Origin of the sequence: Legionella sp. PC997, from assembly GCF_014109825.1 — a bacterium.
In the GTDB taxonomy this organism is placed as follows: domain Bacteria; phylum Pseudomonadota; class Gammaproteobacteria; order Legionellales; family Legionellaceae; genus Legionella.
This window is the reverse complement of record NZ_CP059576.1, coordinates 1,176,318-1,199,281: the sequence shown is the minus strand read 5'-3', so window position 1 is coordinate 1,199,281 and position 22,964 is coordinate 1,176,318. Positions and strand designations below refer to the sequence as shown.

Here is a 22,964-nt window from a genome sequence, read left to right as displayed (position 1 = left end):
TAAGTTAAAACAACTTGCACTCCCCAAAAACATTTAATATAGTGAAAGACCAACTTGTAATGGGATTTCGCAATTATGCTTTGAAAAAGGAGATTTTCATGACTAGGTTAGAAGAGTTAATTTATGCATTGGCAACCGTTATAGTTCGTTATCATGACAGCCAAGACAATATCGAGGCTAAAGATAAACTAGTTACTGCCGTTGATCCTACAATACACAGAAAAAAATCTCATGACCGTGCAGTAGAAATAATTCAAAACGTTAGTTTTGCTTCGTACCTGGAAGGAAAGATTAGCGCATGTACAAAAGGTTACCATGGAAGGGAAGAATTCCTTTTGTTCCTTTTAAATAAAATTTGTTTTTTAAAAGAGCAACTCGATATTAAAACTCCATTTAAGGAGCATGAGTTAAGGGCATTTCAAGAACAATTAACTCAACTATTCATTGATTTTCGAAAATTATTAAATATAAAAAAAGGAGTAAAGCATCCGGTAACACTCCAAGACTCTCGAGTCAAAGAATTAGCTGGCCTATTGAATGATCGATACATAGGAAGTAAATACTGTAATTCAGGACAACTACTTATCGAAGAAGTTCTTTTCGTACTTCATATGACGCCTGATGATTCTAATGAAGAACTTAAAGATATTGCTGCAAACATATGTTTAGAACAGCAAACTTTATTACAATGGCAAAGTGAAGCATCAAAAAAATCAACAAAAGAATCAGATAGAGAAGCGGAAAAATTAGAGCTAGAACAACTAAAATTATTAATGGCAACCCAAAAATCCGAGTTTGAGAACAAGATAGTTGAGTTAAGCGAAAAAGAGAAACAACAACTTATTACTATTGATGAATTAACATTAAAATTAGAAAAAATTCAGGCAGAGTACGAGAGCTTAAAGAAACAAACCGAAGAAGCACCAACCAGACGTTTTCAGGTATACCCTCCTTTATATGGGTATGGTCTCGCTGGACTTCCTATGTTGCAAAGACAAGGAGGAAATTCTTCTCGATTTTTTTCTCAAACAATGCAAACCCCGCCCACATCATCGCAAACTTTACCAACACTAGATGATTTTGAAGAAAATCCTCCCAGGGTAACGATTGAGTAAAGCTCGACATTTATTAACTACCCTCATTATGTTTCATTGAGTTTTCTTGCAAAATTCAATGAAACATTAAAAATTAGTATAAAATTACCCTCTTTTTTGCACAAAACTCGCAATCTTATTGAGAATCACTGTATAATACCCGCCAAATTTCATTAAAATCACATGACTCTATGAAAATGGCATACTTCTGGCGTAAAGGTCTATGGGCGCTGATGAGCCTGTCTTTTGTTTTAATAGTAGCAGGCTGTCTGTTGTACCTCTATCTTGAAAGTCAACTTCCCAACGTAGACTCGTTGAAAACTGTACAATTACAAGTACCTTTACAAATTTTCAGCAAAGAAGGTCTGCTTATTCAGGAGTATGGCGAGAAAAAACGAATTCCCGTTACTTATGATGAAATACCCCCTATGCTGATCCATGCTTTAATTGCCACTGAGGATCAACGCTTTTTTGAACACCCTGGTGTAGATGTCCTAGGCCTGGGCCGTGCGGCAGTTCGTATGGTAAAAACCGGGACAAAATCTCAAGGTGGTAGTACCATTACCATGCAGGTTGCGCGTAATTTTTTCTTAAGTCGTAAAAAAACCTTTTTGCGTAAATTTAATGAAATTATGCTCGCCATAAAGATAGACAGAGAATTGAGCAAGGAAAAAATTCTCGAACTATATCTTAATCGAATCTATTTAGGTAATCGCGCTTATGGAGTTGGTGCAGCAGCAATGGTTTATTTTGGAAAGCCGCTCAAAGAACTAAATCTATCCGAATTGGCAATGATTGCAGGACTTCCACAAGCCCCTTCAACACAAAACCCCATTGCAAATCCCCTTGCTGCTAAAAAACGTCGGGATCATGTATTGGAACGCTTGCTCGAAGAACATTATATCAATGAAGAACAGTATCAAAATGCCATCAATCAGCCGATTACAGCTAAGTATCATGGTACTCCTATTGAAGTCAAGGCGCCCTACGTTGCGGAAATGATTCGTCAATCGTTATATGACAATTTCGGCCCTGATGCTTACACGAAGGGCTACAAAGTGTATACAACTATTGATGGGAAATTACAAAATACCGCCAATGATGTCGTCGAAAAAAATTTAATAGCCTATGACCACCGCCATGGTTATCGAGGACCTGTTGCTACTATTGGTGAACAGGACAGCAAATCCTTACATTCCATTCAAAAAAATCTGGAAAAATATCCTCAACTGAATCATCTTACTCCAGCAGTCGTTACCGAAGTCCGAGAAAAGGAGGCTACAGCCACGTTACAGAGTGGTCGCACCGTTATTCTTCCTTGGGCGGGTTTATCCTGGGCTAGACCAGCACTTAAAAATGGCTGGGTAGGAAAGTCTCCATCAAAAGCCATGCAAGTGGTTGCCGTTGGAGATATTATTTATGTTCATTCAACCAAGGATCATTGGGAGTTAGCACAAATTCCGGAAGCTGAGTCCGCAATGGTAGCACTTAATCCTAAAAACGGTGCTATAGAAGTCCTGGTTGGTGGATTCAATTTCCAAAAAAGCAAATTTAATCGTGCAACTCAATCCAGTAGACAACCGGGGTCCAGTTTTAAACCTTTTGTCTATGCCGCAGCCTTAAACAATGGTTATACCTTGGCAACATTAATTAATGATGCGCCTATAGTCGTTGATGATCCAAGTCAACCAAACTTATGGCGTCCTCATAATGTGAATCTTAAATTCAATGGGCCCACACGTTTAAAACAAGCTCTGGTCCAATCTAAAAACCTAGTCTCTATACGTATCCTTGATGATATTGGTATTAATTATACTATCGATTTCCTAACTCGTTTTGGATTTAATAAGAAAACGCTTCCTAGAGGTTTATCTTTGGCTTTAGGCAGTTTGTCAGTTAGTCCTATGGATCTGGCTGCAGCTTATGCTGTCTTCGCTAATGGTGGTTATAAAATCGAACCTTATCTCATCGACCATATTACTGACAAAGATGGAAAGATTTTATTACAAGCCAAACCCACTGTTGTGTGTAACAATTGTGACAATAATGTCGATCATTCAACTTTAGCACCCCGAGTTATTCCTGAAGATATTAACTTTTTAATGTATACCGCTTTAAAAGATGTGATTCAACATGGTACTGCTCGTGCAGCTAGAGTGCTTAATCGTCAGGATATAGCAGGTAAAACCGGAACAACTAATGATCAAGTAGATTCCTGGTTTGCTGGTTTTAACTCTGACCTGGTAGTAACAACCTGGGTTGGTTTTGATAATCCTAAATCCTTACATGAATATGCTGCAGGACTCGCCTTGCCCTTATGGATCGACTTTATGAAAGTTGCGTTAAAAGGAAAACCTGAGGGGGAAATAAAACAACCTGACGATATAGTTGCTGTTCGCATTGATCCTCACAGCGGTTTATTAGCGCATCCGAATCAGGCCAATGGCATTATCGAGTATTTTCGCAATAAAGAAGTTCCATCGGAAGAAGATCCCACGCCCATTTATAATGCGAGTAATGATCAACAACAACTTCCAACAAACGTAGATAGTTTATTTTAGAATCAAATATAGCGTACTAAAATGCAGCGGAAAAAATCTGATATCAGAACTAGTAGATTCCGCTGCACGACTAGGGATTGCCCTACTCAAGATAAAATAACTTATCTGCTGCCGCGATGCGATGACTTGTTCTAATTCCTTGTGTCCCGTCTCCTAATACCCAAGCGATAATTATAAACCTTTTGTCTCGCGCTTTTGGTGCGATATCCAAAGAATATTAATAATCCTTTAGTTTAATCGAATGCGCTGCTTTATTAATACGTCTCGTGGAGCGATTAATAAAAAATTTGATCAGATAACTTGGTGCCATTTCCATGAGCTTTTGAAGCACCCAGGAAAGTACATTATTCTTCTCCTGAGAGCGCATCACTTGCGCTGCTTTAATTCCTAACTCCTGATTGAGTCGAACAAAAGGGCGCATTTGTTGTTCATATTCCTTGAAAGCAATCTTATGGTTTGCATTGGCTGAAGCTAGCTCTCCAGCAAGTACATAAGCACCTATAATAGCAAGACTAGTACCTTGGCCTGACATGGGCGAAGCACAATAGGCAGCATCCCCTAATAAAATCACTCTCCCCTGCGACCAATGATCCATATGAATCTGAGCGGCAGTATCAAAATAAAAGTCAGGAGAATTAGGCATCATTTGCAAAAATTTGGGGATCTCCCAACCAATCCCTTCATAGACTCTCTTCACTATTTGCTGTTGTTGTTCTACATCTCGTAAATCAATGGGTAGTGGCGTTGTAAATCCAAAACATGCTTTAGCCTGAGGTTCTCCTGAAGCGCTCCACACCGATGCAACTCTACCTAATTCCGAGTATTGCATCTCCATTCGATCTAAATTCAAATAGTTTGGAACTGTAAACACACAGAGATATAAGCCCAGGTGCTGAGAAAAAAGTGACTCATCACCAAACACAATTTGTCTTACATTTGAGTGAAGCCCATCCGCACCTATTACAAGATCGAATTCTCGAACCTTAGTACTTTGAAACTTGACCTCTACTCGATCAGAATTTTGGGATATCCCTTCAATGCTATCTCCAAAAATGAACTCTGCACCATGGACTTGATCCATTAGAATTTGACACAAAACACCGCGAATAATTTCTACATCATCACCAACACGATGGCCGAATTCATCACCGCTCATTTGTTGAATCACTTTTCCATTTTTATCGACAAGCAAGGCACCTTGCATATCAGTACTTGCGTTGGCAATGGTTTCATAAATACCCATCCTCCGCAGAACGTGTAAGGCCGAACCTCGTACATCGATTTTATAACCCCCCGTCAGCAAGGAGTTTGCACGCTCTACGATTGTCGTGGTAAAACCATAGCGCCTCAACCAATACGCAACAGTCAATCCTGCCACCCCTGCTCCGGAAATAAGTACTCTCACATCGCCCTCATGGATAGAAAAGAATCTGAATTTGAATTGAATATTAGTGTAATAAAGAAAATAATTGTAGTGCAAAAGGCAGAAATGCTGTGAAAACGAATTTACTGCATAAATAAGTATCTTAAATCCCGGGCTACGGATCCACCATAACCCGGGGTACAACTTAAATCAGAAACAACAAAATGCTATCGACCAGCCAATGCTATAGCTGCAGGTGTGAACTCATATCCTAAATCACGTGCAACTGCCTCAAAGGTAATCTTGCCTTCATGAACGTTTAAGCCATTAAGTAAATGTTTATCATTTAATAAAGCCAGCTTAACACCTTTAGTTACAATACTTAAAACAAAAGGTAGGGTTGCATTATTTAAAGCAAACGTTGATGTTCTTGGGACAGCACCAGGCATATTCGCAACACAATAATGAACGACATTGTCAACAACATATGTGGGTTCTTGGTGTGTTGTGGGACGACTAGTTTCAAAACATCCCCCTTGATCGATAGCTACATCGACGAGTACTGAGCCAGGACGCATTGATTTAAGCATGGCCCGAGTTACTAATTTTGGAGCTGCTGCACCGGGTACTAAAACGGCACCAATGACCAAATCAGCACTAGCAGCATATCGTTCTATCGCATCAGCGGTGGAATAAACCGTATTGATCTTAGAACCAAATTGGAAATCCAATTCATTCAAACGTTGCAAAGAACGATCCAGTACGGTCACTCGCGCTTCCATCCCCATCGCCATACGCACTGCATTAGTACCAACTACTCCTCCACCAATAACTACGACATTTGCCGCAGCGACACCAGGCACTCCACCTAGTAAAATACCACTGCCACCTTGAGCCATTTCCAGGCAATGAGCCCCGGCCTGAATAGACATACGTCCAGCCACTTGGGACATAGGAGCCAATAAGGGTAAACCACCGCCTTCTTCTGTTACTGTTTCATAAGCAATAGCGGTAACTCCAGATTCTTTAAGCATACGAGCTTGGTGAGGATCTGGGGCCAAATGCAAATAGGTAAATAAAGTCTGGCCTTCGCGAAGACGCTTGCACTCAATCGGTTGTGGCTCTTTAACCTTTACAATGAGATCTGCTCTTGAAAATACTTCATCAGCACTGTCAACAACCTCAGCACCTGCATGTTGATAATCTTCATCAGAAATACCGATTCCTAATCCAGCACCCTTCTCTACTATAACAGAACTTCCTACTCTAATAATTTCCCTGATACTAGAAGGAACAAGACCCACACGATTTTCTTGAGGTTTAATTTCTTTTGGAACGCCTACTAACATACTTTCTCCCCTAACGGTTTTTTAATTGTGCGATTAACTGTGGCACAAGCTCAAATAAATCACCAACCAAACCATAGTCGGCGATTTGAAAAATAGGGGCATCTTCATCCTTATTAATTGCAACAATAATCTTGGAATCTTTCATCCCTGCCAAATGCTGTACTGCTCCAGAAATTCCCACAGCAATATAAAGCATTGGTGCAACTATCCTTCCGGTTTGCCCCACTTGATAATCATTAGGAACAAACCCTGCATCCACAGCAGCACGGGACGCCCCTACAGCAGCACCAAGTACATCAGCTAACTCTTCGATCAACTGAAACTTCTCAGCACTTTGCAATCCTCTTCCACCAGAAACAACTATTTTAGCACTTCCTAAATCAGGTCGTTCAGACTTACTTAATTCATGCTTAATAAATTGACTCTCTTTTGCGATAAACTCTTTGTCAATTTGCTCGATTAAACAACTAGCCTGGCTTGCAGTTATTGGATTAAAAGCTGTTGCTCTAATGGTTAACACTTTTATAGAATCAAGAACTCGTACCGTTTCAATTGCATTACCCGCGTATATTGGATGTTCGAATGTATCTTTATCAATAATTTTACTGACATCGGACACTTGAGCTACATCTAACCGCGCCGCAATACGTGGAGCAATGTTTTTACCAAAAGTGCTCGCAGGTGCGATGAATGCTTGAAAAGAATGCGCAAAAGAAAGGATCAAATCGCTTATTTGCTCTGCTAAAGGATGTTCATAACAAGGTTTATCAATGTACCAAACAGCATGTGCTCCTGCAAGAGTCGCAGCCTGTTCTGCAACCGCCTTGCATTGATGACCTACAACCAGTAAAGTCGGTTGATTATCTAACTCCAATGCTGCAGCTAAAGCATTACGAGTAGATGGGTGTACGGTTTGATTATTATGTTCAACGAGTACTAAAGTGCTCATCACTCCCCCTTATCAAAGCACTTTGGCTTCATGCTGTAATTTATCCAATAATTCAGTTACTGAGTCAACCTTCACTCCCCCACTACGGGTGGGAGGAGCAGTAACCTGCAATACCTCAATATGTTTTTTTAGTTCCAATCCCAGGCTATCAAGTGGCCTGATATCCAAAGGTTTCTTTTTGGCTTTCATAATATTGGGGAGACTTGCGTATCGTGGCTCATTTAATCGTAAATCAGTACTTATTACCGCTGGCAAATTCACACTTATTGTTTCAAGGCCTCCATCAATTTCACGAGTAACTTGAAAATGATCTCGGGTTGCATCTATTTTGGAAGCATAAGTAGCTTGCGGCCAATTCAATATAGAAGCCAACATTTGTGGCGTTTGATTATTATCTCCATCAATAGCTTGTTTGCCCATTAATACTAAATCTGGCTTTTCATCATCAATAATCTTTTTTAATATTTTAGCGATATTTAGACTTTCTAATGCTTCTTCAGTTTGTATCAAAATTGCTCTATCAGCACCTAATGCCAAAGCATGCCGTAATGTTTCTTGCGAACTTTCTCCGCCAATGCTGACAGCAATTACTTCAGTAGCCCAATTATTTTCGCGTAAACGTAATGCTTCTTCTACAGCAATTTCATCAAACGGATTCATTGCCATCTTAATATTTTGTGTTTCAACTCCGGAATGGTCCGATTTGACCCGAATTTTGACATAGGGATCGATTACACGCTTCACTGCCACGAGAATTTTCATAATTCCTCACTGGATAATCAAAACAAACGCATCTTGCCAGAGATACCGTGCCGAATTCAAGGGTTTATTTTTATTTAGCCTGATTTACCGCCGGTATCTTCACTAGATATAATGCCTTAAATTGAGTATGAAACAAGTTATCTTGCTTCAATATCCCCCTTTTTTTTCCCAAAAACTAAGATTTACCTAATAAAGAAAGTTGCATATCGGACTCATCTTTTAGGAGATTTATTACTCGTTCAGCGCGATCAACGGCTAAGGCGGTTTTTCCTCCCTCAGTATACACATTGGAATTCTTTTTCACTAATTTTAACGCCTCAAAAGCTTGATCAATTTTCTCTTCAACTTTAAGTTCATCATCTTTATCTATTACACGCATTCTTAATAAAAATGCGTCTAACGCACGATACTTTCCCCCTCCGGCACGCCAGTTTCTAAAAAACTGCTGTTCTAATAATCCAAGATATGATTCGATTGGTGCCGCAATCATCTTTAATTGAGGAGTTTTAAAATTTTCACTAATACTTGGATTTTGACTTGCAAGAATTAATTCGCGGCATAAGTTTTCCTCGGATGTTCCGTCATCAAACTTTTCAGGAGAGGAAGAAATTAATGGCGTTAAAATAGTTGAACCAATTTGAAGACTCATATCATAACAATGTCTTGATGCCCAAAACGTCATTTCAAGTAAACGAACCAATAAAGTAGTGGTTGCGATCGCAGAAACCATTGTAATTTTTTGCAAGGTGCTGCCAAGTTTCTGTAGTTCTTTCGAATTACTCGATTCAATGTATTGCCCACTTTTTAATAAAGCGAAATAAAGCGCATAAACGGCAAATAATTCTTCGGCAAAAACAAAAGTACCGAAACTAATAAAAACCATGGGAAGAAATGAAATTAAAGCGCGAATTCCCTTCGGTTTTATTTTTCCAACTTCGTCTAAGTAACCCGTTGATTCATCAAGTAATCTTAATAGGCTTGTATAAAAATGGCGTTCAGTAAAGGTTCGAGAGCTATTTCTTAGGTTTTCCATCCATTTTTTTAGATCTTCCCGACTATTAATCTCATCAAATTTAATGGGTTTAAAATCCTGAGGTGAAGTTAGTTTTTCATAACACAGGCTTAACGTTTTAAAACAAGCTCCATCATTGCGGGCTTCAGATAAATTTTTCTCAATCCATTTAGCTTCTGGAGAAAATTTCTCGAAAAGGTCTGGATGAAAATTTAAAGATAACCTCTTATAATTTTTTTTAATTCTATCTTTATCTGGACCGTCTTTAAGCAACAATTGATTAATTAATTTAATGAAATCTGCATCCAGCCTTAAAAGCGCTTCTTGATTCAACTCGCTGGTATAACATTTTTTTTCCTCGTCGTAACTCGCATAGATAGTAACCAGAGTTTTTAATTCAATCATAAATCCTCCCTAGATTGGCAATAAATCGATACTGTTACTCTGGTAAACTCCCTGACCTAGTTATTGCACAGTACCAGCGATTTTCTTGAACCAATTCTTCCGTTTAACATATTCAGTAAAAAAACCAACAACTAATAAGCTAATATAAAATGCACTCATCACATCACTCAAATAATGAAAGCATAATAAGATTCTTGATGCAGCAACTAATAGGGCAATAACAAGTAAACTATAAAAATATCGAGGAAAAAGTGCTCCAAACCCTGCAGCCAAACTGATGACTGTTGTGGTATGCCCTGAAGGAAAAGACCAGTACTTGGAACTCAGTTGAAACCAATAAAAGCCAAATTCATTACTTGCAAACAACAATTCAGGACGAGCACGGCTCAACACAACTTTCAAAATCAAACAAACTAAATTAGCTAAAAGTACACAACCGAGCAAATACCACGATCGTTGTTCATAAACAGGATTAACTTGTATGTATCGAAAATATAATCCTGCAACAAAAAACAAAACAATATAAGCAATCCATTTGCCTAAGGCAGTAAGTATCCCCAAAATGGGTAACTTGGTTTCTAAATCCAATTGGTGGAAATAAGTTGCCACAGACCGATCTACAAAATAATAGGCTAAAAAAACCAAAATTGCATAAAAAATAATAACCCAAGGTTTTTTCATAAAATTAAACAACTTTTCAAATTGTGTCATCAATTAAGTCCTTCTCTTTAGTTCTCACGTAAATACCATGGAATGGTAATAACAATCGTATGGGGGTCTCTTTCTAAAAAAAGCAAAGCGCGTAGACCTGGAGCATGAATGTTGTGTAACAAATACTCATACCATTTTGGTTCTACTAACTCAGGTATAATAAGAGCAACGAGGCGATTTTTCTTCTCTTTTCTCACTTTACTTACAAAATTTAATAAAGGTCTATAAATACGACGATAGGGGGATTTAATAATTTCCAGTCTAGGAATTTCTTTACCTGCTTTTTTGGCGGGTATTTCAATTTTTTCATGCCAAAGTTCCTGCAAACCCTCAACACCTCCATATCCTGCATCAATAAAAACGGCCGTTATATCATCAGAAAGAAGCATTCCAAATTGAACTGCCTTTTCGGCAATCAAATCCAAACCATGTATTGGAATAATGACTATCGGGGGTGTCAGTTTCAAAGGGTCAATTTGTATGGGATTTTCAATTTCCTGAGCAATTCGTTCGTAATGATGTTTAATACGATGCATTAAAAATGCTAATGTAGGTGCAAGAATAACGATTATCCAGGCTCCTTCAATAAATTTTGTAATAATAATAAGAACAAGTGCAATTCCAGTTACCACTGCGCCCACTGCATTGATTATTAATTTATATCGAACATGTCGGTTTTCCTTACGAAACCAATATACGACCATGCCGACTTGAGAAAAGAGAAAGGCACTAAACGAACCCACAGCAAATAAAGGAATCAAATTATTCGTGATTCCTTTAAAAACAATCAGGATGACGGCAGAAAAAAGGGCCAAGATAATTATTCCAGCTGAGAAGACCAAGCGTCGTCCACGTTCAGCAAAAAAATGAGGTAAATAATTATCTTCAGCTAGTAAACGACAGATTCTAGGGAAACCCGAGAAACTAGTTTGTGCCGAATAGGCAAGGACAAAAAAAATACTAGTAATGGAAATATAATAAAAAACACCTTTCCCAGTGGTTGCTTCAACTATTTGGGACAGTATAGTTTGATAGCCTGGCTTATTCTGATTCATCGCTAAAATATGATATGCGGGACAAAGATAACCAATGAGTATTAAAAATAGAGCAAGGGCACCTACAATAATAGTCAATGTCCATTGTGCATTTCGAACTGTGGGTTTGCGAAATAAAGATACTGCATTACTCACGGCTTCTACCCCCGTCATTGCAGTCAATCCATAAGCAAAAGCAGTTAATAACATCCAAAACGATATTGTTTCATTAGAGCTCGTTTGTAATTTTTCTAGGTGATGTAGAGGCTGAGGTTGTGCTCCACTAATCCAGACATCTCCTAAACCAATGGCCAAAGCTGTGAAAAGGCTTAAGATAAAAATAACGACAGGGATCAAAAAAAGCGTTCCTGTTTCCCGAATACCTCGCAAATTAAATAGGGTAATCATCAGTAAAATAACAAGACATAAAGTAAGTGTGTAAGGATGTAATGAAGGAATAGCTGATACTATAGCCGCTACTCCAGCTGAGATTCCTACGGTTACGTTCAATAGATAATCCAATATTAATGAAATTGCTGCACCTAAACCATATTTCTTTCCCAAATTATCGCTTGCAACTACATATGCCCCCCCTTTTTCTGGATACGCTGCGGCGGTTTGTAAATAGGAAGAATACAAAAACATAAGAACAAAAACGACTAATAAACTTAGGGTAAAAAAATAATGTAATCCTATGAGCCCTGCGGGTAATAATGCAGTGAGCATAGCCTCTGGGCCATAAGCCGTTGAAGATAAGGAGTCTAATCCAAGCGCAGGAACTCCAGTTGCTATAGACAATGCTTGTTTTTTCTTGGATCTTAAAGAAAGAGGTTTTCCCAAAATTCTATCTAATAATGGCATGTCCCTATAACCTAAAAATTTTTAACCATTGTAACCATTCAATAAATCTTAATAAAGACGAACTTTAATTTAGGTTAAAAGAGTTAAGAATGCTACAAATAGAACCTGGGTGAAGGGGCAACGTAACCCAGGAATATTTTAATATTTAAGCTGTAAACGATAAAAATTAACTGCATTCGTCAATAGAATTTTGTTTGCCATCCACGGATCAAAACTATCCCTAATAAGAGTAATGTCTTCTTTTTTGAAAGGGTATAGCGCGCGTGTTGAAGGAAGATCTGTTCCGAACATTAAAGCATCGGGATTAATTGAGGCGATTGTTTTGAGTGCCTTTGCTACATCAAAATCAACCCTGCCAAATCCTGATGCCTTGACCTTTACTCCGTGTTCAACGAGATTGAACAATATTGAAAGCCCATTTTTAGATAACCCCAGATGGTCTATGCTCACAGCAGGTAAGCTCAGCAATAAATCGGCTAACTCAATATATTCCGAAGGATCAACATACAACTCTACATGCCATTTGGCGATCTCATATACTCGGTGTGCCATTGCACTTAAATGGATTAATTGTTCTGAACCACCTCGTTTCAGATTAAACCGAATACCTCGTATACCTTGAGAATTCAATTCAATGATTTTTTTATCACTTACTGTGGCAGGTAATTGAGTTACTCCAACAAAGTTTGGGCCCAATGCGTTTAAAGCATTTATCAAATACGTTTGATCAAATGCTTGAAATGATCCTGAAACCACTGCTCCACCAATAATGCGCAATGGTTTTGCCATATTGAGATAATCATCAACTGTAAACTCATTAGGTAAATACGATTGATTTGCAACTAAAGGAAAACGAAAATCAATAATATGTAAATGCGCATCGAATAGGTTACTCATTATACCCCACTTTATTAGATATCCTTCTCTTGGTTGTTGACACTTTTACTTCATTGAAAATATTAACCTAAGCTATTCTTACTAAGCAAAATTGTTAATAAACATCTCGTCATCCACAATTTGTGGTTGCCGCTTCGTTTTTGGGGTAAAGAAAGATTGTGGTTTAGGATTAAAGTGTAGCGAGGCAAAAGTATCCTCCATAGCTGAGTCCACTAAACTGGGAGTGTCTCTATACCCTCCCAGGCAATATCTCTCCCATTGACCATCAATCTCCATCTCAATAAAACAATGATCAGGATTAGCGTCAATACATACAGGAATCTCGGGATATAAACGTTGCATTTCTTCCTTAAAAGCAATAGCTCTCAACCGGCAACTTGCCACACCTAATTTTCTTGCTTCCTCTAGATATTCATTACCATTATGTACCGTGACGCCAATGGCATTACGTAGTTTTCCCTGATCTCTACCAAACTTAAGATATTTCATAAGTAAGCGATGAATCTGTTGATGCTCAGAAGATAAGTTTGATAGCGTATTAAAAATAGGATTTACTCGATACTGCTTGGGCATGCGAAGCAATAAATTTGTAAGAACTTCTTGCGGCTCAGCCGTGGGTTTAAGTAAGCGAATATAATGCAACCGATTTTCCTTAGAGTACTTTATTTCAACATCGTCTTTTTTTAATCCTTTAATTGCGATATCCAATAAGATCTCGCCTGGATGTAAAGAGGGCAAGGCCTGCCAATTTTCTGTCAAACTTAATTTTTTCTGGCCTTCAAATAAAATTAGTTTTGATTCTTTTTTTCTTTTATTAATTAGCTTGTCTGTTATTCCTTCAGGATGAAACTCATATTTAATATTTACCAAATTTTCGGTGGCATTCATTCCCACTAACTCAAAATATTGGAATGGAGATGAGGGATCTTTATGAATTACCAGCTCAGAATATACTTCATTTCGGTAGTATTTGGGGGATGGGGTTTTAGTCAGTAAATCAACAGGTTTAAATATAGGTGCTCTATAGGAGGATTGGGACACGAAAGCCCGGGTATCAATACCACTTTGGTATGTTTTTTGTTTTATTGCGTTTCGAGTAGCGATTTCTTTTTTTAAGATCTGCATTTCTAATCGTACTTTTTGATCATATGCAGAATTTGCAAGCTCTACATCGATAATTGTTTCTTTGGTTTGATTTAAATTATACACATCAAGTTTTGGTGAAAATATTGCAGCAACCTGATCTAGATGTGTCTCAAAAGATTCCCGATCATCTGCTAACTCTCGACAGACTTTATAATCAAGAAAATGAATTTTTGTTGTATCGAAGTGTTGATATTGAGCTTGCGCAAGTATTGTACCCTGATTTGCGGGTTTTAATTTGGAAGCCAGCAAATCATTAAAATCATTTCCATTGATGGCATTTTTTAGAGACTGTTTATTCTTTTGGATTAGTTGTCCATTTTCCCAGGTATATAATTGATGTCCATCAGCAAGCAATTCAAGCATATGCTCTAAAATCAGCTTACGTTTATTCGTTGACCAACTCGAAAATGACCAATCAGAAAGAATATAAATTTGACCCGTAGGGGTTGGTTCAAGATCATTATCAATCTCTTCGTCTTGCACCTCCCCTTGTAGATCAAGCGTAGAGGTTTGTTCAAGATCATCAACCTCATTCTCTTGCATACCCCCTTTAATTGAAGCATCGCTCTCTAACTTTTCCAAAGTGTGACGAATGTCTCCATCAAAAATTCCTTGGGTACGGGCAAATGCCCTCACATTGGCGTAGGAAGTGGCGGGAAACCACTCGCCCAACCAACCTGTTTTCCTCTTTAGGATGGGTAATAAGGTTGCTATAAGCTTTAAAGCAGTATCAACCTGCAAATTTATGGGATACTTTTGATATTTTGAGGCTCGAAAAGGTAAAAGATATTGTTTCAACTCAGTTGCTTTTTTTCTATCCTCTTCATTACCCCAGGGTTTATTTTCTATACGCTCAATTTCATTATCAACCACTGCTAATAATGTACTCATTAACTCTGTGCCAGTTGCAGGTAAAATTTGCAGTCTAAAGGGAGGAAGAAGTTGCTCTTGCGCTGTAATCATCGCTTCAAAATCGTCAAACTGTTCCTGATTTACTGCTGATTGTTTTTTACTTTGTGTTGCTTCACGAAGACCTGCCTCCAGGGTTTTAGGAAGAACATATCTTCCTCTGTTTACAAGATTAGGGTCCACTTGATTTAAAACTTGCATCACGTTCTTTGAACAAAATGTTGCATCAGACGGAGCAATTCTGTCTCTGTCTTTTTTATCCTGCTGATTTGACCATTGAAAAAGAGATTTAATCACAGCCCAAAAACTGGTTCGACTTTTTCCTTGTTTACGTAATTGTGCAGTCACTTCAACTTGCTGTAGATAGGCTTTAAGAAATTTCTCTCTTTGATTACTATCCGTATGTTTAAACACCAATAGGCTTGAATGAACCGCGGGAAGAACTTCAGCTTCTCCTGAAGCCCGCCAGAAGGTAACGAGTAATTGAATTAGTTTTGCTTTTCGCTCTTTTGTTGCAGTAAGAAATCGCTCAATTAATTCCTCTGAATCCTCATTTCCAGTCATTGAAGCAGCTAATCGCTTCATCCATTGAGCACCATGTTTTAGGACTTTCTTTATTTGAAGTTCATTGAACTCTTTATGGCAGTAATTTAGAAGTAATGAGGTCAGTTCTTCTATAGTGCATTCTTTAAGATTTTTAATGAATTCTGCTGTTGATACGGTAAGCTGTCGTTCATAATTATGACAGATGACTCCATATTTATTTTTACCGGTACAAACAAAAACCGTAACTACTTCTTTATGTCCATGTTTATTGCCCGCCGTAGTTAGTGATTGGGCCGCCTGTTTTAAGCGCACCCAAGGTTTACCGCTATTTGAGACTACAAATAAAATATCCCCTGGCTCAATAGCACAATCCTTCATCACTAACATAACGGATTCCTAAAGCCTAAATTAGAAATGATAACTACGACTAGGATGCCCATGTTCATTTCTTCCGCAGCTTCCGAGTGTAATTTCACTTGTGATTATTGATACCAAAATTGCTATGCATGTATCCTCATTAGTTCCCGCTTGTTCCATACCTTTAATCATTGAGTCAATTGTTTCGGGAGCAAAATCTAGTTCTTTAAGTCGAGAAGCCACCTCTTCTGGCTTAGAGAAGGAGAGCACGGTGACTTCAGCGGCATGTTTCTTCAATAACTTAAGATAAGATTCTCTTTGTTCTTTTAAGTCTAAAGAGCAAGGAGATGTGGCTTTGATTAATTTATATCTTTTAATTACGTCATCAACGTATTTAATAGCGTCTTTATTATCTCTAAGCGACTCATCTTTGCCCTTAACACGCAATGTTTCGTATTGTTCTTCAAAATTTTTTACTATGCCCAATGCCTTAACAAGTTCCGGCTCTAATTTTTTTAATATTGGCATTTTGTCTCCTAGACTAGTTAATTTTCGGCCAGAATAGTATCACGCATAGATCAAGCAATCAACTTAGTGACTGCAATTTAATCAATAGCTTGAAGTTGATTTTGCATATGATAAAAATAAAAAATAGTTTTAAAAATGAGAGACCTTGTGAGGATAGGATACTTTAGCTCCTTTTTACTTGTTATTAGAAGCCACTATTCGATAGAATCGGAATACATTGATTACGGGTCAGTTTTTTAATGATAGAATTTACTTTAATTCAAAAAATATGTATTTGGGCCATCCCCATATTATTTGCCATCACCTTACATGAAGCAGCGCATGCCTACGTTGCATATCGTTGCGGCGATACCACCGCCAAAATGTTTGGCCGATTAAGTTTAAATCCTCTACGTCATATTGATCCGATTGGTACTGTCCTCATTCCTTTATTAGTTGGTGTTTTAACTCAATTTAATTTTGTCATTGGCTATGCAAAACCTGTCCCTATTAACTGGAACCAATTTCGACACCCCCGACGTGATATGATTTTGGTAACCCTTGCTGGACCCTTTGCAAATATTATTATGGCATTTATATGGGCTGCCTGTGATAAAATCGCGCTCATCTTAAATCCTAATACTTCCATGGCGGTGCTTTTTCTTTACGCGACAGCTCAAGCAGGTATATTTATTAATTTAATTTTGGCCGCATTAAATTTACTCCCAATTCCCCCTCTAGATGGAAGTCGAGTAGTCAGTAGCCTTTTACCCCCTAAACAAGCTATGGCCTACGAAAAAATAGAACCCTATGGTTTTTTTATTTTACTTATTTTAGTATTCACAGGGGTTCTGGGCATGATACTGAACCCGTTAATCAATCTAGGGCTTATTGCACTAAGCTCCATTTTTAAAATATGAATGGTGACGTTTTGATCGTTCAACACAAAATTTTAGTGCCTATTTTGATGTGGAAAAAATATCACTATGAATGTTCTTGCTGATGCCTCACTTCCTGGATTGGACCAGGCTTTCCCTAATCCGTTCAACTTAACGAAATATCATCACCACGATGAAATAACTAAGTTACTTCCCGGACAAGATGTTCTCCTGTGTCGTTCTACTCTCAAAGTCAATCAATCTTTATTAAAAAATCATTGTTTACAATATGTTGCTACTGCCAGTAGTGGTACTGATCACCTGGATCACATTTGGTTAGATTCTCAAAATATCAAAATAATTGATGCAAAAGGCTCTAATGCGCAAGCGGTTGCTGATTATGTGGTAGCCTGTCTTGCTTTGTTGGAACAACAGCATCTTATGCATGGGGATAAAGCAGGCATTATTGGACTTGGGAAAGTGGGAACCAAAGTCGCCGCACGTTTACAAGCAGCCGATTTTAAAACCATCACTTATGACCCTCTCAAAGCAGAACGTGAACCCGATGCTTTTCAAAGTTGCAGTTTGGAGGAATTGTACCAAGTGGATCTGCTATGTATCCACGCCGAATTACATAATACTCATCCCTATCCTAGTACTAATTTAATTAATCAGAATTTTCTCAATCAATTAAAATCAGGTTGCGTTATTATTAATGCGGCACGAGGCGGAATTGTTAATGAGGAAGAACTTCTCCATTCTACAAAACCATTTATTTATTGCACTGATGTATACCTTAATGAACCGAAGATTGACAAACGAATTATCGATAAATCGACTATCTGTACACCCCATATTGCAGGCCATAGCCTGGAGGCGAAATATGCTGCAGTTGCAATGGTTAGTTCGGCTTTGCACCACATCGCGGGGTTAACTCTACCACAATTTGCAGTCCCTTCTTTGCCTCAAATTTTAAGCTTTAAAAAAGACAAACCATGGTATGACACGATTTTAAAAATTTACAACCCTCTTAACGAAACATTAGCCTTAAAACAAGCTGCGGACAAAAATAGTACATTCTTAAACGTACGTACCAATCACCAAACACGCCATGATTTTTCTCAATACTTTGCTGACTCAATTTTGGATTATAAAACCAAATTATTACTTGATATATAAAAATCAAATCAATTAATGTTCAAATTGATTCCTTGATGTCCATTATTAAATCCAAACGTGTCCATTGTAAATTAGGAGATCAAATGGTACTCTTTTTCGGATTTTTAAAAAAACAAAGGAGTATGTGTTATGTCTTTAGGAGTAAAATTATCAACCTTAGCAGCAGCGTTCGTTCTTGCTGGTTCTGCTTTCGCAAATAACGCCTGTCCCAATCTGAATGATCTTCAAGCTGAAGGACTCTCAGAAGTTCAACAGATCGGTACTAACTATTTCATTGGTTTCTCTATCGGTCAATTCAACTCAGCTACTTGGGGCTTTGCTATTGGACCCGTACAAGCAGATACAGAAGATGATGCTTTAGATGTTTCAAATGAAATTTTAAATAACATGGCTACTCCTGGATTTCCTTTAGAACTGGATAATGACACATTAGTTTGTTTATATGACACAGGCAATCCCTATGTTTATTCTGTTGCGGTAAGAGATTACGCAATCAGCCCAATGAAATTAAAACAGTACTTACTAAAAGCGCATAAATAAATAGAAATTTGATATTCAGAGTTCACAGAAATTTGAATTGATTTGGAATAATTAGATTTAACAAGGAGTAAATACTATGTCTTTAAGAGTTACTTTAACCTCAGCTGCAGTTGCCTTAGTACTCACCGGATCTGCTTTTGCCGAAGAACCTGTCTGCCCTAAATTGAGTGATATTCAATCGGTAGGAATTACAATGGCTTCGCAACTGGCTTATAATTATTATATTGGTTATTCAGTCAACCATTACAATACTTCTTCGAGCTGGGGATTTGCTATTGGGCCTGTAGAAGCAAAATCTGAAGAAGAAACTATAGAAATCACTAATGACATTTTAGCAGATTTGACTGCTCCAGGGATTCCAGAGTCAGGTCAAGGTGATGAAATAGTATGCCTCTACGAAACAAATGATCCAGATCTTTTTGCAGTAGCAATAAAAGACTATGAAGAAATGTCACCTATGAAGTTCAAACAATATATACATAAAGCTCATTAGTAAAATGTGTAGCCTGGCGAAGCGCAGGGGAATCTGGAAATTCTACACCAGTAGCAAGTAGGATTAGTCTCCGGATTTGCGTTTCACCCCAGGCTATAAAATACTAAAAATTCCCTTTCGCAAACTCATCTTTATAAATTTATAAAAAATTATTTCTGAATCAATTTTTTTACCACATCTTGATCGGAAAAAGCATGTTTTACCGAACCAATCTGTTGATAGGCCTCATGCCCCTTGCCTGCAATTAAAATTACATCATTTTCATCGGCCTCGTTTAATGCATAAGCAATTGCTTCTTCACGATCAACCAGTTTAATGACATTGGAGGATTTTGTAATACCTTGTGCTATCTCATTAACAATGATTTGTGGATCTTCAGTACGTGGATTATCACTAGTAATTATGATTTGATCAGCAAGCTTACTTGCAACCCCGCCCATTACCGGTCTCTTACTTTTATCTCGGTCACCACCACAACCAAATACCACCCACAAACGCCCTTTTTTCAATTGATTTAACGTGAGTAGCGCATTTTCCAAAGCGTCGGGGGTATGGGCATAATCAACCAGCACATAGGGTGCATGGGAAATAATTTCCATTCGTCCAGGAGCTGCCTTTAATTGTGTCATCACATCTACAACCTTACTAGGGTGATAATCAGAAGCCAATAAACTACTAAATATAGCCAGGCTATTATAAATATTAAATTGTCCAAGAGCTTTTATTCTTAATAGATGTTGTCCCCATGGTGAGTGCACTTCTATTTCGGTGCCCTTTATATCCATAGACCAATCTACGACTTTTACATCACAATTCTGGTGTATTCCATAGGTTAATTTCTTTGCATGAGGCTTAACTGCTGCTGCCATGATTCTTTGATAAGTATCATCTTGGTTAATGATCGCACAATCCAATGATTCTCGGGCAAACAACATTGCTTTTGCGGCCGCATAATTTTCCATAGTTAAATGATAATCTAGGTGATCCAGTGTTAGATTGGTGAATATAGCTTGCTTAAATTCAATAGCATCAACTCGATGTTGCGCAAGGGCATGTGAAGATACCTCCATACACACTTGTCTGATACCTTGATTCTTATACTGATGTAATAACTTCTGTAAACACAGGGAATCAGGGGTGGTATTATCCAATAATTGAAGTTTATCAACATTTCCTTGTCCAATCGTACCAATATAAGCTGCTTCTTGTCCTAATAAATGATGGGCTTGAGCTAATTGATATGCAATTGTAGTTTTGCCGTTGGTACCAGTTACACCGGTTATATTTAAAGAACTGCCAGGACTATCATAAAACTGTTTGGCAATTGCGGCCAGCTGGGTCGCTAACTCTGGAACAGGAATACAAGGAACTGATTGGGGTAATATAGCATCCTTGGGAAAATGAGAGGGATCATAAGCAATTGCAACAGCCCCAGCAGAAACGGCTTTGTTTATAAAAAACCGGCCATCCGCTGCTGCACCCGCATAAGCTATAAACAGGTCTCCTGGTTTAATGCGACGGCTGTCATTTTCCAGACCGGTAACAATACAATCTGATTTTATGTGATGCATCCAAGGTTTTAATAAATGTGAAAGTTTCATCACCAGGTTCCTAGTAGTTCTAAAAAATAGCCAGGGTGCAAACGTAGCAAAACCTAGGCTAGGCATACAACATTCCGGTTTCCGCTACGCTTCAGCTAAACTGTTATTTACAAAGACCGGTTAAAGTCGAATTTAACCTACCAACTCATCAGTAGGTATATTAAACAAACGCAAGGCTCCCGACATCACTTTAGCAAACAAGGGAGCGGCAACTGCTGCAGCATAATAACCTTTACGGGAAGGTTCATGAATGATTACCACTACAACAAACTTAGGTTTTGATACCGGTGCAATACCTATAAAACTCGCAGTATATTTTCGGTCTTTATAACCATCCTTTCCTGCTACTCTTGCGGTACCGGTTTTACCTGCTACCCGATAACCGGGTACCCTTGCTGCTTTTCCCGTACCATCTTTTCCTAAAACTGCTTCCATCATAGACAATACTTGTTGCGCTGTTTCAGGTTTCATTACCTGCACGCCTGGAGTTGGTGGATCATTATGGAGTAACGTGACTGGAATCAACTTACCTTGATTTGCAAAAACCATGTTTGCTTTAGCTAATTGCAATGCTGTAACTGACAATCCATAACCAAAGCTTAATGTAGCTAATACAAAAGGTTTTGCATCTTTAACACTAACAATTCCTCCCTCACTCTCTCCAGGATAAGTACTTTCAGTTCGTTGTCCAAAACCACAGCGTTGCAGTAATCCAATCAATTGTTCTGGAGGACTTGCTAAAACCATCTTCGTAACCCCTACGTTACTTGAGTGTTGCAATACACCCGTTACATCGAGGACCCCATAATTATGAATATCGCGAACTGTACGCCCTTGAACACTCATCCAACTCGGATTTGTATCTATAATCGTAGACGGTGTAAATAAACCCGTTTCTAAGGCACTGGCGATACTAAACGTTTTAATAACAGAACCGGGTTCAAAGGTATCCGTAACTGCCCTATTTCTATAGGTATCTTTATCGTAATGCCCTCGCGAATTCGGATTATAGGAGGGGACGTTAGCCATAGCCAGAATTTCACCATTTTCTGTATCAACTACGACCACAGAACCCGATTTTGCAGCAAATTCTTCGACGGTTTTATTTAATTCACTGTATGCTAAATATTGTAAACGCCTATCAATACTCAAAGCCATATCCCGTCCGGGTCGTGGCTGTTTTATGACACCCAATTCTTCAATAATTCGGCCTAAACGGTCTTTAATTACTCTTTTTTTACCAACAACACCCTTTAACCAATCTTGATAAGCAAGCTCAATTCCTTCCAAACCTTGATCATCGACATTGGTAAATCCAATTAACTGGGAAATACTATCCGAATCAGGATAATAACGTTTGAATTCTTTTTGAAAATTAACACCTGGGATTTTTAGCGTTTTTATTTTTTTAGCCAAGGGAGGAGGTAATTGTCTTTGTAAGTAAAGAAATTCCAATTCTTTTTTCTCTGCATCTACTATTTTTCTACTTAATTGCTGAGGCGTCAAACTCAAATATTCAGCTAGAGACATAAATTGTTCTTTGTCAGGTGAAAACTCCTTTGGATTTACCCATACTGATTCTACAGGGGTACTGATTGCTAAAGGGGTACCATTCCTATCCATGATCATCCCTCGATGTGCAGGAATATCTACAACACGCAAACTTCGGGCATTACCTTGTCCTTGGAGAAATTGGCGATGCAACACAGTGAGATCCACCATCCGCCAAATCAAAATGAGTAAAATCAAAGAAAAAAAGGTAGATACTACAATCAGTCTGTTTAAATGAGTTGAGTTTTTCATGGATACT

18 protein-coding genes are annotated in these 22,964 nt (G+C 38.2%); 6 read left to right on the top strand and 12 right to left on the bottom strand.

The annotated features are described in order from the left end of the window. Window positions 1-98: 98 nt before the first annotated feature. Window positions 99-1,115: a hypothetical protein gene (locus tag HBNCFIEN_RS04995; protein WP_182392977.1), complete on the top strand. Its 1,017-nt coding sequence runs from the start codon at window positions 99-101 to the stop codon at window positions 1,113-1,115. 170 nt (window positions 1,116-1,285) lie between these two features. Beyond that, entirely contained in the window at window positions 1,286-3,655 is a 2,370-nt protein-coding gene (locus HBNCFIEN_RS04990) for a penicillin-binding protein 1A (protein WP_182392976.1), read from the top strand. Between the two features lie 217 nt (window positions 3,656-3,872). On the opposite strand, the gene HBNCFIEN_RS04985 is transcribed toward HBNCFIEN_RS04990, so the two are convergent. The 10 genes from HBNCFIEN_RS04985 to HBNCFIEN_RS04940 all read right to left on the bottom strand — a co-directional run bounded on the left by HBNCFIEN_RS04985 (window position 3,873) and on the right by HBNCFIEN_RS04940 (window position 16,484). Further along, a complete protein-coding gene (locus tag HBNCFIEN_RS04985; protein WP_182392975.1) occupies window positions 3,873-5,060 on the bottom strand; it encodes an FAD-dependent monooxygenase in 1,188 nt (395 codons plus the stop codon). 185 nt (window positions 5,061-5,245) lie between these two features. Beyond that, window positions 5,246-6,367, bottom strand: a complete 1,122-nt coding sequence (gene ald / locus HBNCFIEN_RS04980; protein WP_182392974.1) for an alanine dehydrogenase — start codon at window positions 6,365-6,367, stop codon at window positions 5,246-5,248. 10 nt (window positions 6,368-6,377) lie between these two features. Continuing rightward, window positions 6,378-7,316 carry an electron transfer flavoprotein subunit alpha/FixB family protein gene (locus HBNCFIEN_RS04975; protein WP_182392973.1) on the bottom strand — a complete coding sequence of 313 codons (939 nt, stop codon included), beginning with the start codon at window positions 7,314-7,316 and terminating at the stop codon, window positions 6,378-6,380. A gap of 12 nt (window positions 7,317-7,328) precedes the next feature. Next, the gene (locus tag HBNCFIEN_RS04970) at window positions 7,329-8,078 is read right to left on the bottom strand and encodes an electron transfer flavoprotein subunit beta/FixA family protein (RefSeq protein ID WP_182392972.1); all 750 of its coding nucleotides are present in this window, start codon (window positions 8,076-8,078) and stop codon (window positions 7,329-7,331) included. A gap of 175 nt (window positions 8,079-8,253) precedes the next feature. Next, window positions 8,254-9,495, bottom strand: a complete 1,242-nt coding sequence (locus HBNCFIEN_RS04965; RefSeq protein WP_182392971.1) for a J domain-containing protein — start codon at window positions 9,493-9,495, stop codon at window positions 8,254-8,256. Between the two features lie 60 nt (window positions 9,496-9,555). Continuing rightward, window positions 9,556-10,206 (bottom strand): phosphatase PAP2 family protein, encoded by a 651-nt coding sequence (locus tag HBNCFIEN_RS04960; protein WP_182392970.1) that lies wholly within the window; start codon window positions 10,204-10,206, stop codon window positions 9,556-9,558. Between the two features lie 17 nt (window positions 10,207-10,223). Continuing rightward, on the bottom strand, window positions 10,224-12,101 hold the full coding sequence (locus tag HBNCFIEN_RS04955; RefSeq protein WP_182392969.1) for an APC family permease: 1,878 nt from the start codon (window positions 12,099-12,101) through the stop codon (window positions 10,224-10,226). A gap of 138 nt (window positions 12,102-12,239) precedes the next feature. Beyond that, complete coding sequence (locus tag HBNCFIEN_RS04950) at window positions 12,240-12,998, bottom strand: amidohydrolase family protein (protein WP_182392968.1); 759 nt, start codon at window positions 12,996-12,998, stop codon at window positions 12,240-12,242. 81 nt (window positions 12,999-13,079) lie between these two features. Next, window positions 13,080-15,986: a hypothetical protein gene (locus HBNCFIEN_RS04945; protein WP_182392967.1), complete on the bottom strand. Its 2,907-nt coding sequence runs from the start codon at window positions 15,984-15,986 to the stop codon at window positions 13,080-13,082. Window positions 15,987-16,007: 21 nt separating this feature from the next. Then, a complete protein-coding gene (locus HBNCFIEN_RS04940; protein WP_182392966.1) occupies window positions 16,008-16,484 on the bottom strand; it encodes a coiled coil protein in 477 nt (158 codons plus the stop codon). 239 nt (window positions 16,485-16,723) lie between these two features. Between HBNCFIEN_RS04940 and HBNCFIEN_RS04935 the strand changes: the two genes are divergently transcribed. The 4 genes from HBNCFIEN_RS04935 (at window position 16,724) to HBNCFIEN_RS04920 (ending at window position 19,553) form a co-directional block, all read left to right on the top strand. Next, on the top strand, window positions 16,724-17,383 hold the full coding sequence (locus HBNCFIEN_RS04935; RefSeq protein ID WP_182392965.1) for a site-2 protease family protein: 660 nt from the start codon (window positions 16,724-16,726) through the stop codon (window positions 17,381-17,383). Between the two features lie 66 nt (window positions 17,384-17,449). Continuing rightward, the gene (locus HBNCFIEN_RS04930; protein ID WP_182392964.1) at window positions 17,450-18,520 is read left to right on the top strand and encodes an NAD(P)-dependent oxidoreductase; all 1,071 of its coding nucleotides are present in this window, start codon (window positions 17,450-17,452) and stop codon (window positions 18,518-18,520) included. Window positions 18,521-18,649: 129 nt separating this feature from the next. Beyond that, window positions 18,650-19,060, top strand: coding sequence for a DUF4949 domain-containing protein (locus HBNCFIEN_RS04925; protein WP_182392963.1), 411 nt, complete (start codon window positions 18,650-18,652; stop codon window positions 19,058-19,060). Between the two features lie 76 nt (window positions 19,061-19,136). Further along, window positions 19,137-19,553: a DUF4949 domain-containing protein gene (locus HBNCFIEN_RS04920; RefSeq protein ID WP_182392962.1), complete on the top strand. Its 417-nt coding sequence runs from the start codon at window positions 19,137-19,139 to the stop codon at window positions 19,551-19,553. A gap of 149 nt (window positions 19,554-19,702) precedes the next feature. Here the strand turns inward: HBNCFIEN_RS04920 and HBNCFIEN_RS04915 are convergent, their stop codons facing one another. Together HBNCFIEN_RS04915 and HBNCFIEN_RS04910 are read right to left on the bottom strand one after the other, a co-directional pair. Continuing rightward, entirely contained in the window at window positions 19,703-21,154 is a 1,452-nt protein-coding gene (locus HBNCFIEN_RS04915; protein ID WP_182392961.1) for a UDP-N-acetylmuramoyl-L-alanyl-D-glutamate--2,6-diaminopimelate ligase, read from the bottom strand. 132 nt (window positions 21,155-21,286) lie between these two features. Continuing rightward, the gene (locus HBNCFIEN_RS04910) at window positions 21,287-22,957 is read right to left on the bottom strand and encodes a penicillin-binding protein 2 (protein ID WP_182392960.1); all 1,671 of its coding nucleotides are present in this window, start codon (window positions 22,955-22,957) and stop codon (window positions 21,287-21,289) included. Between the last annotated feature and the right edge of the window lie 7 nt (window positions 22,958-22,964).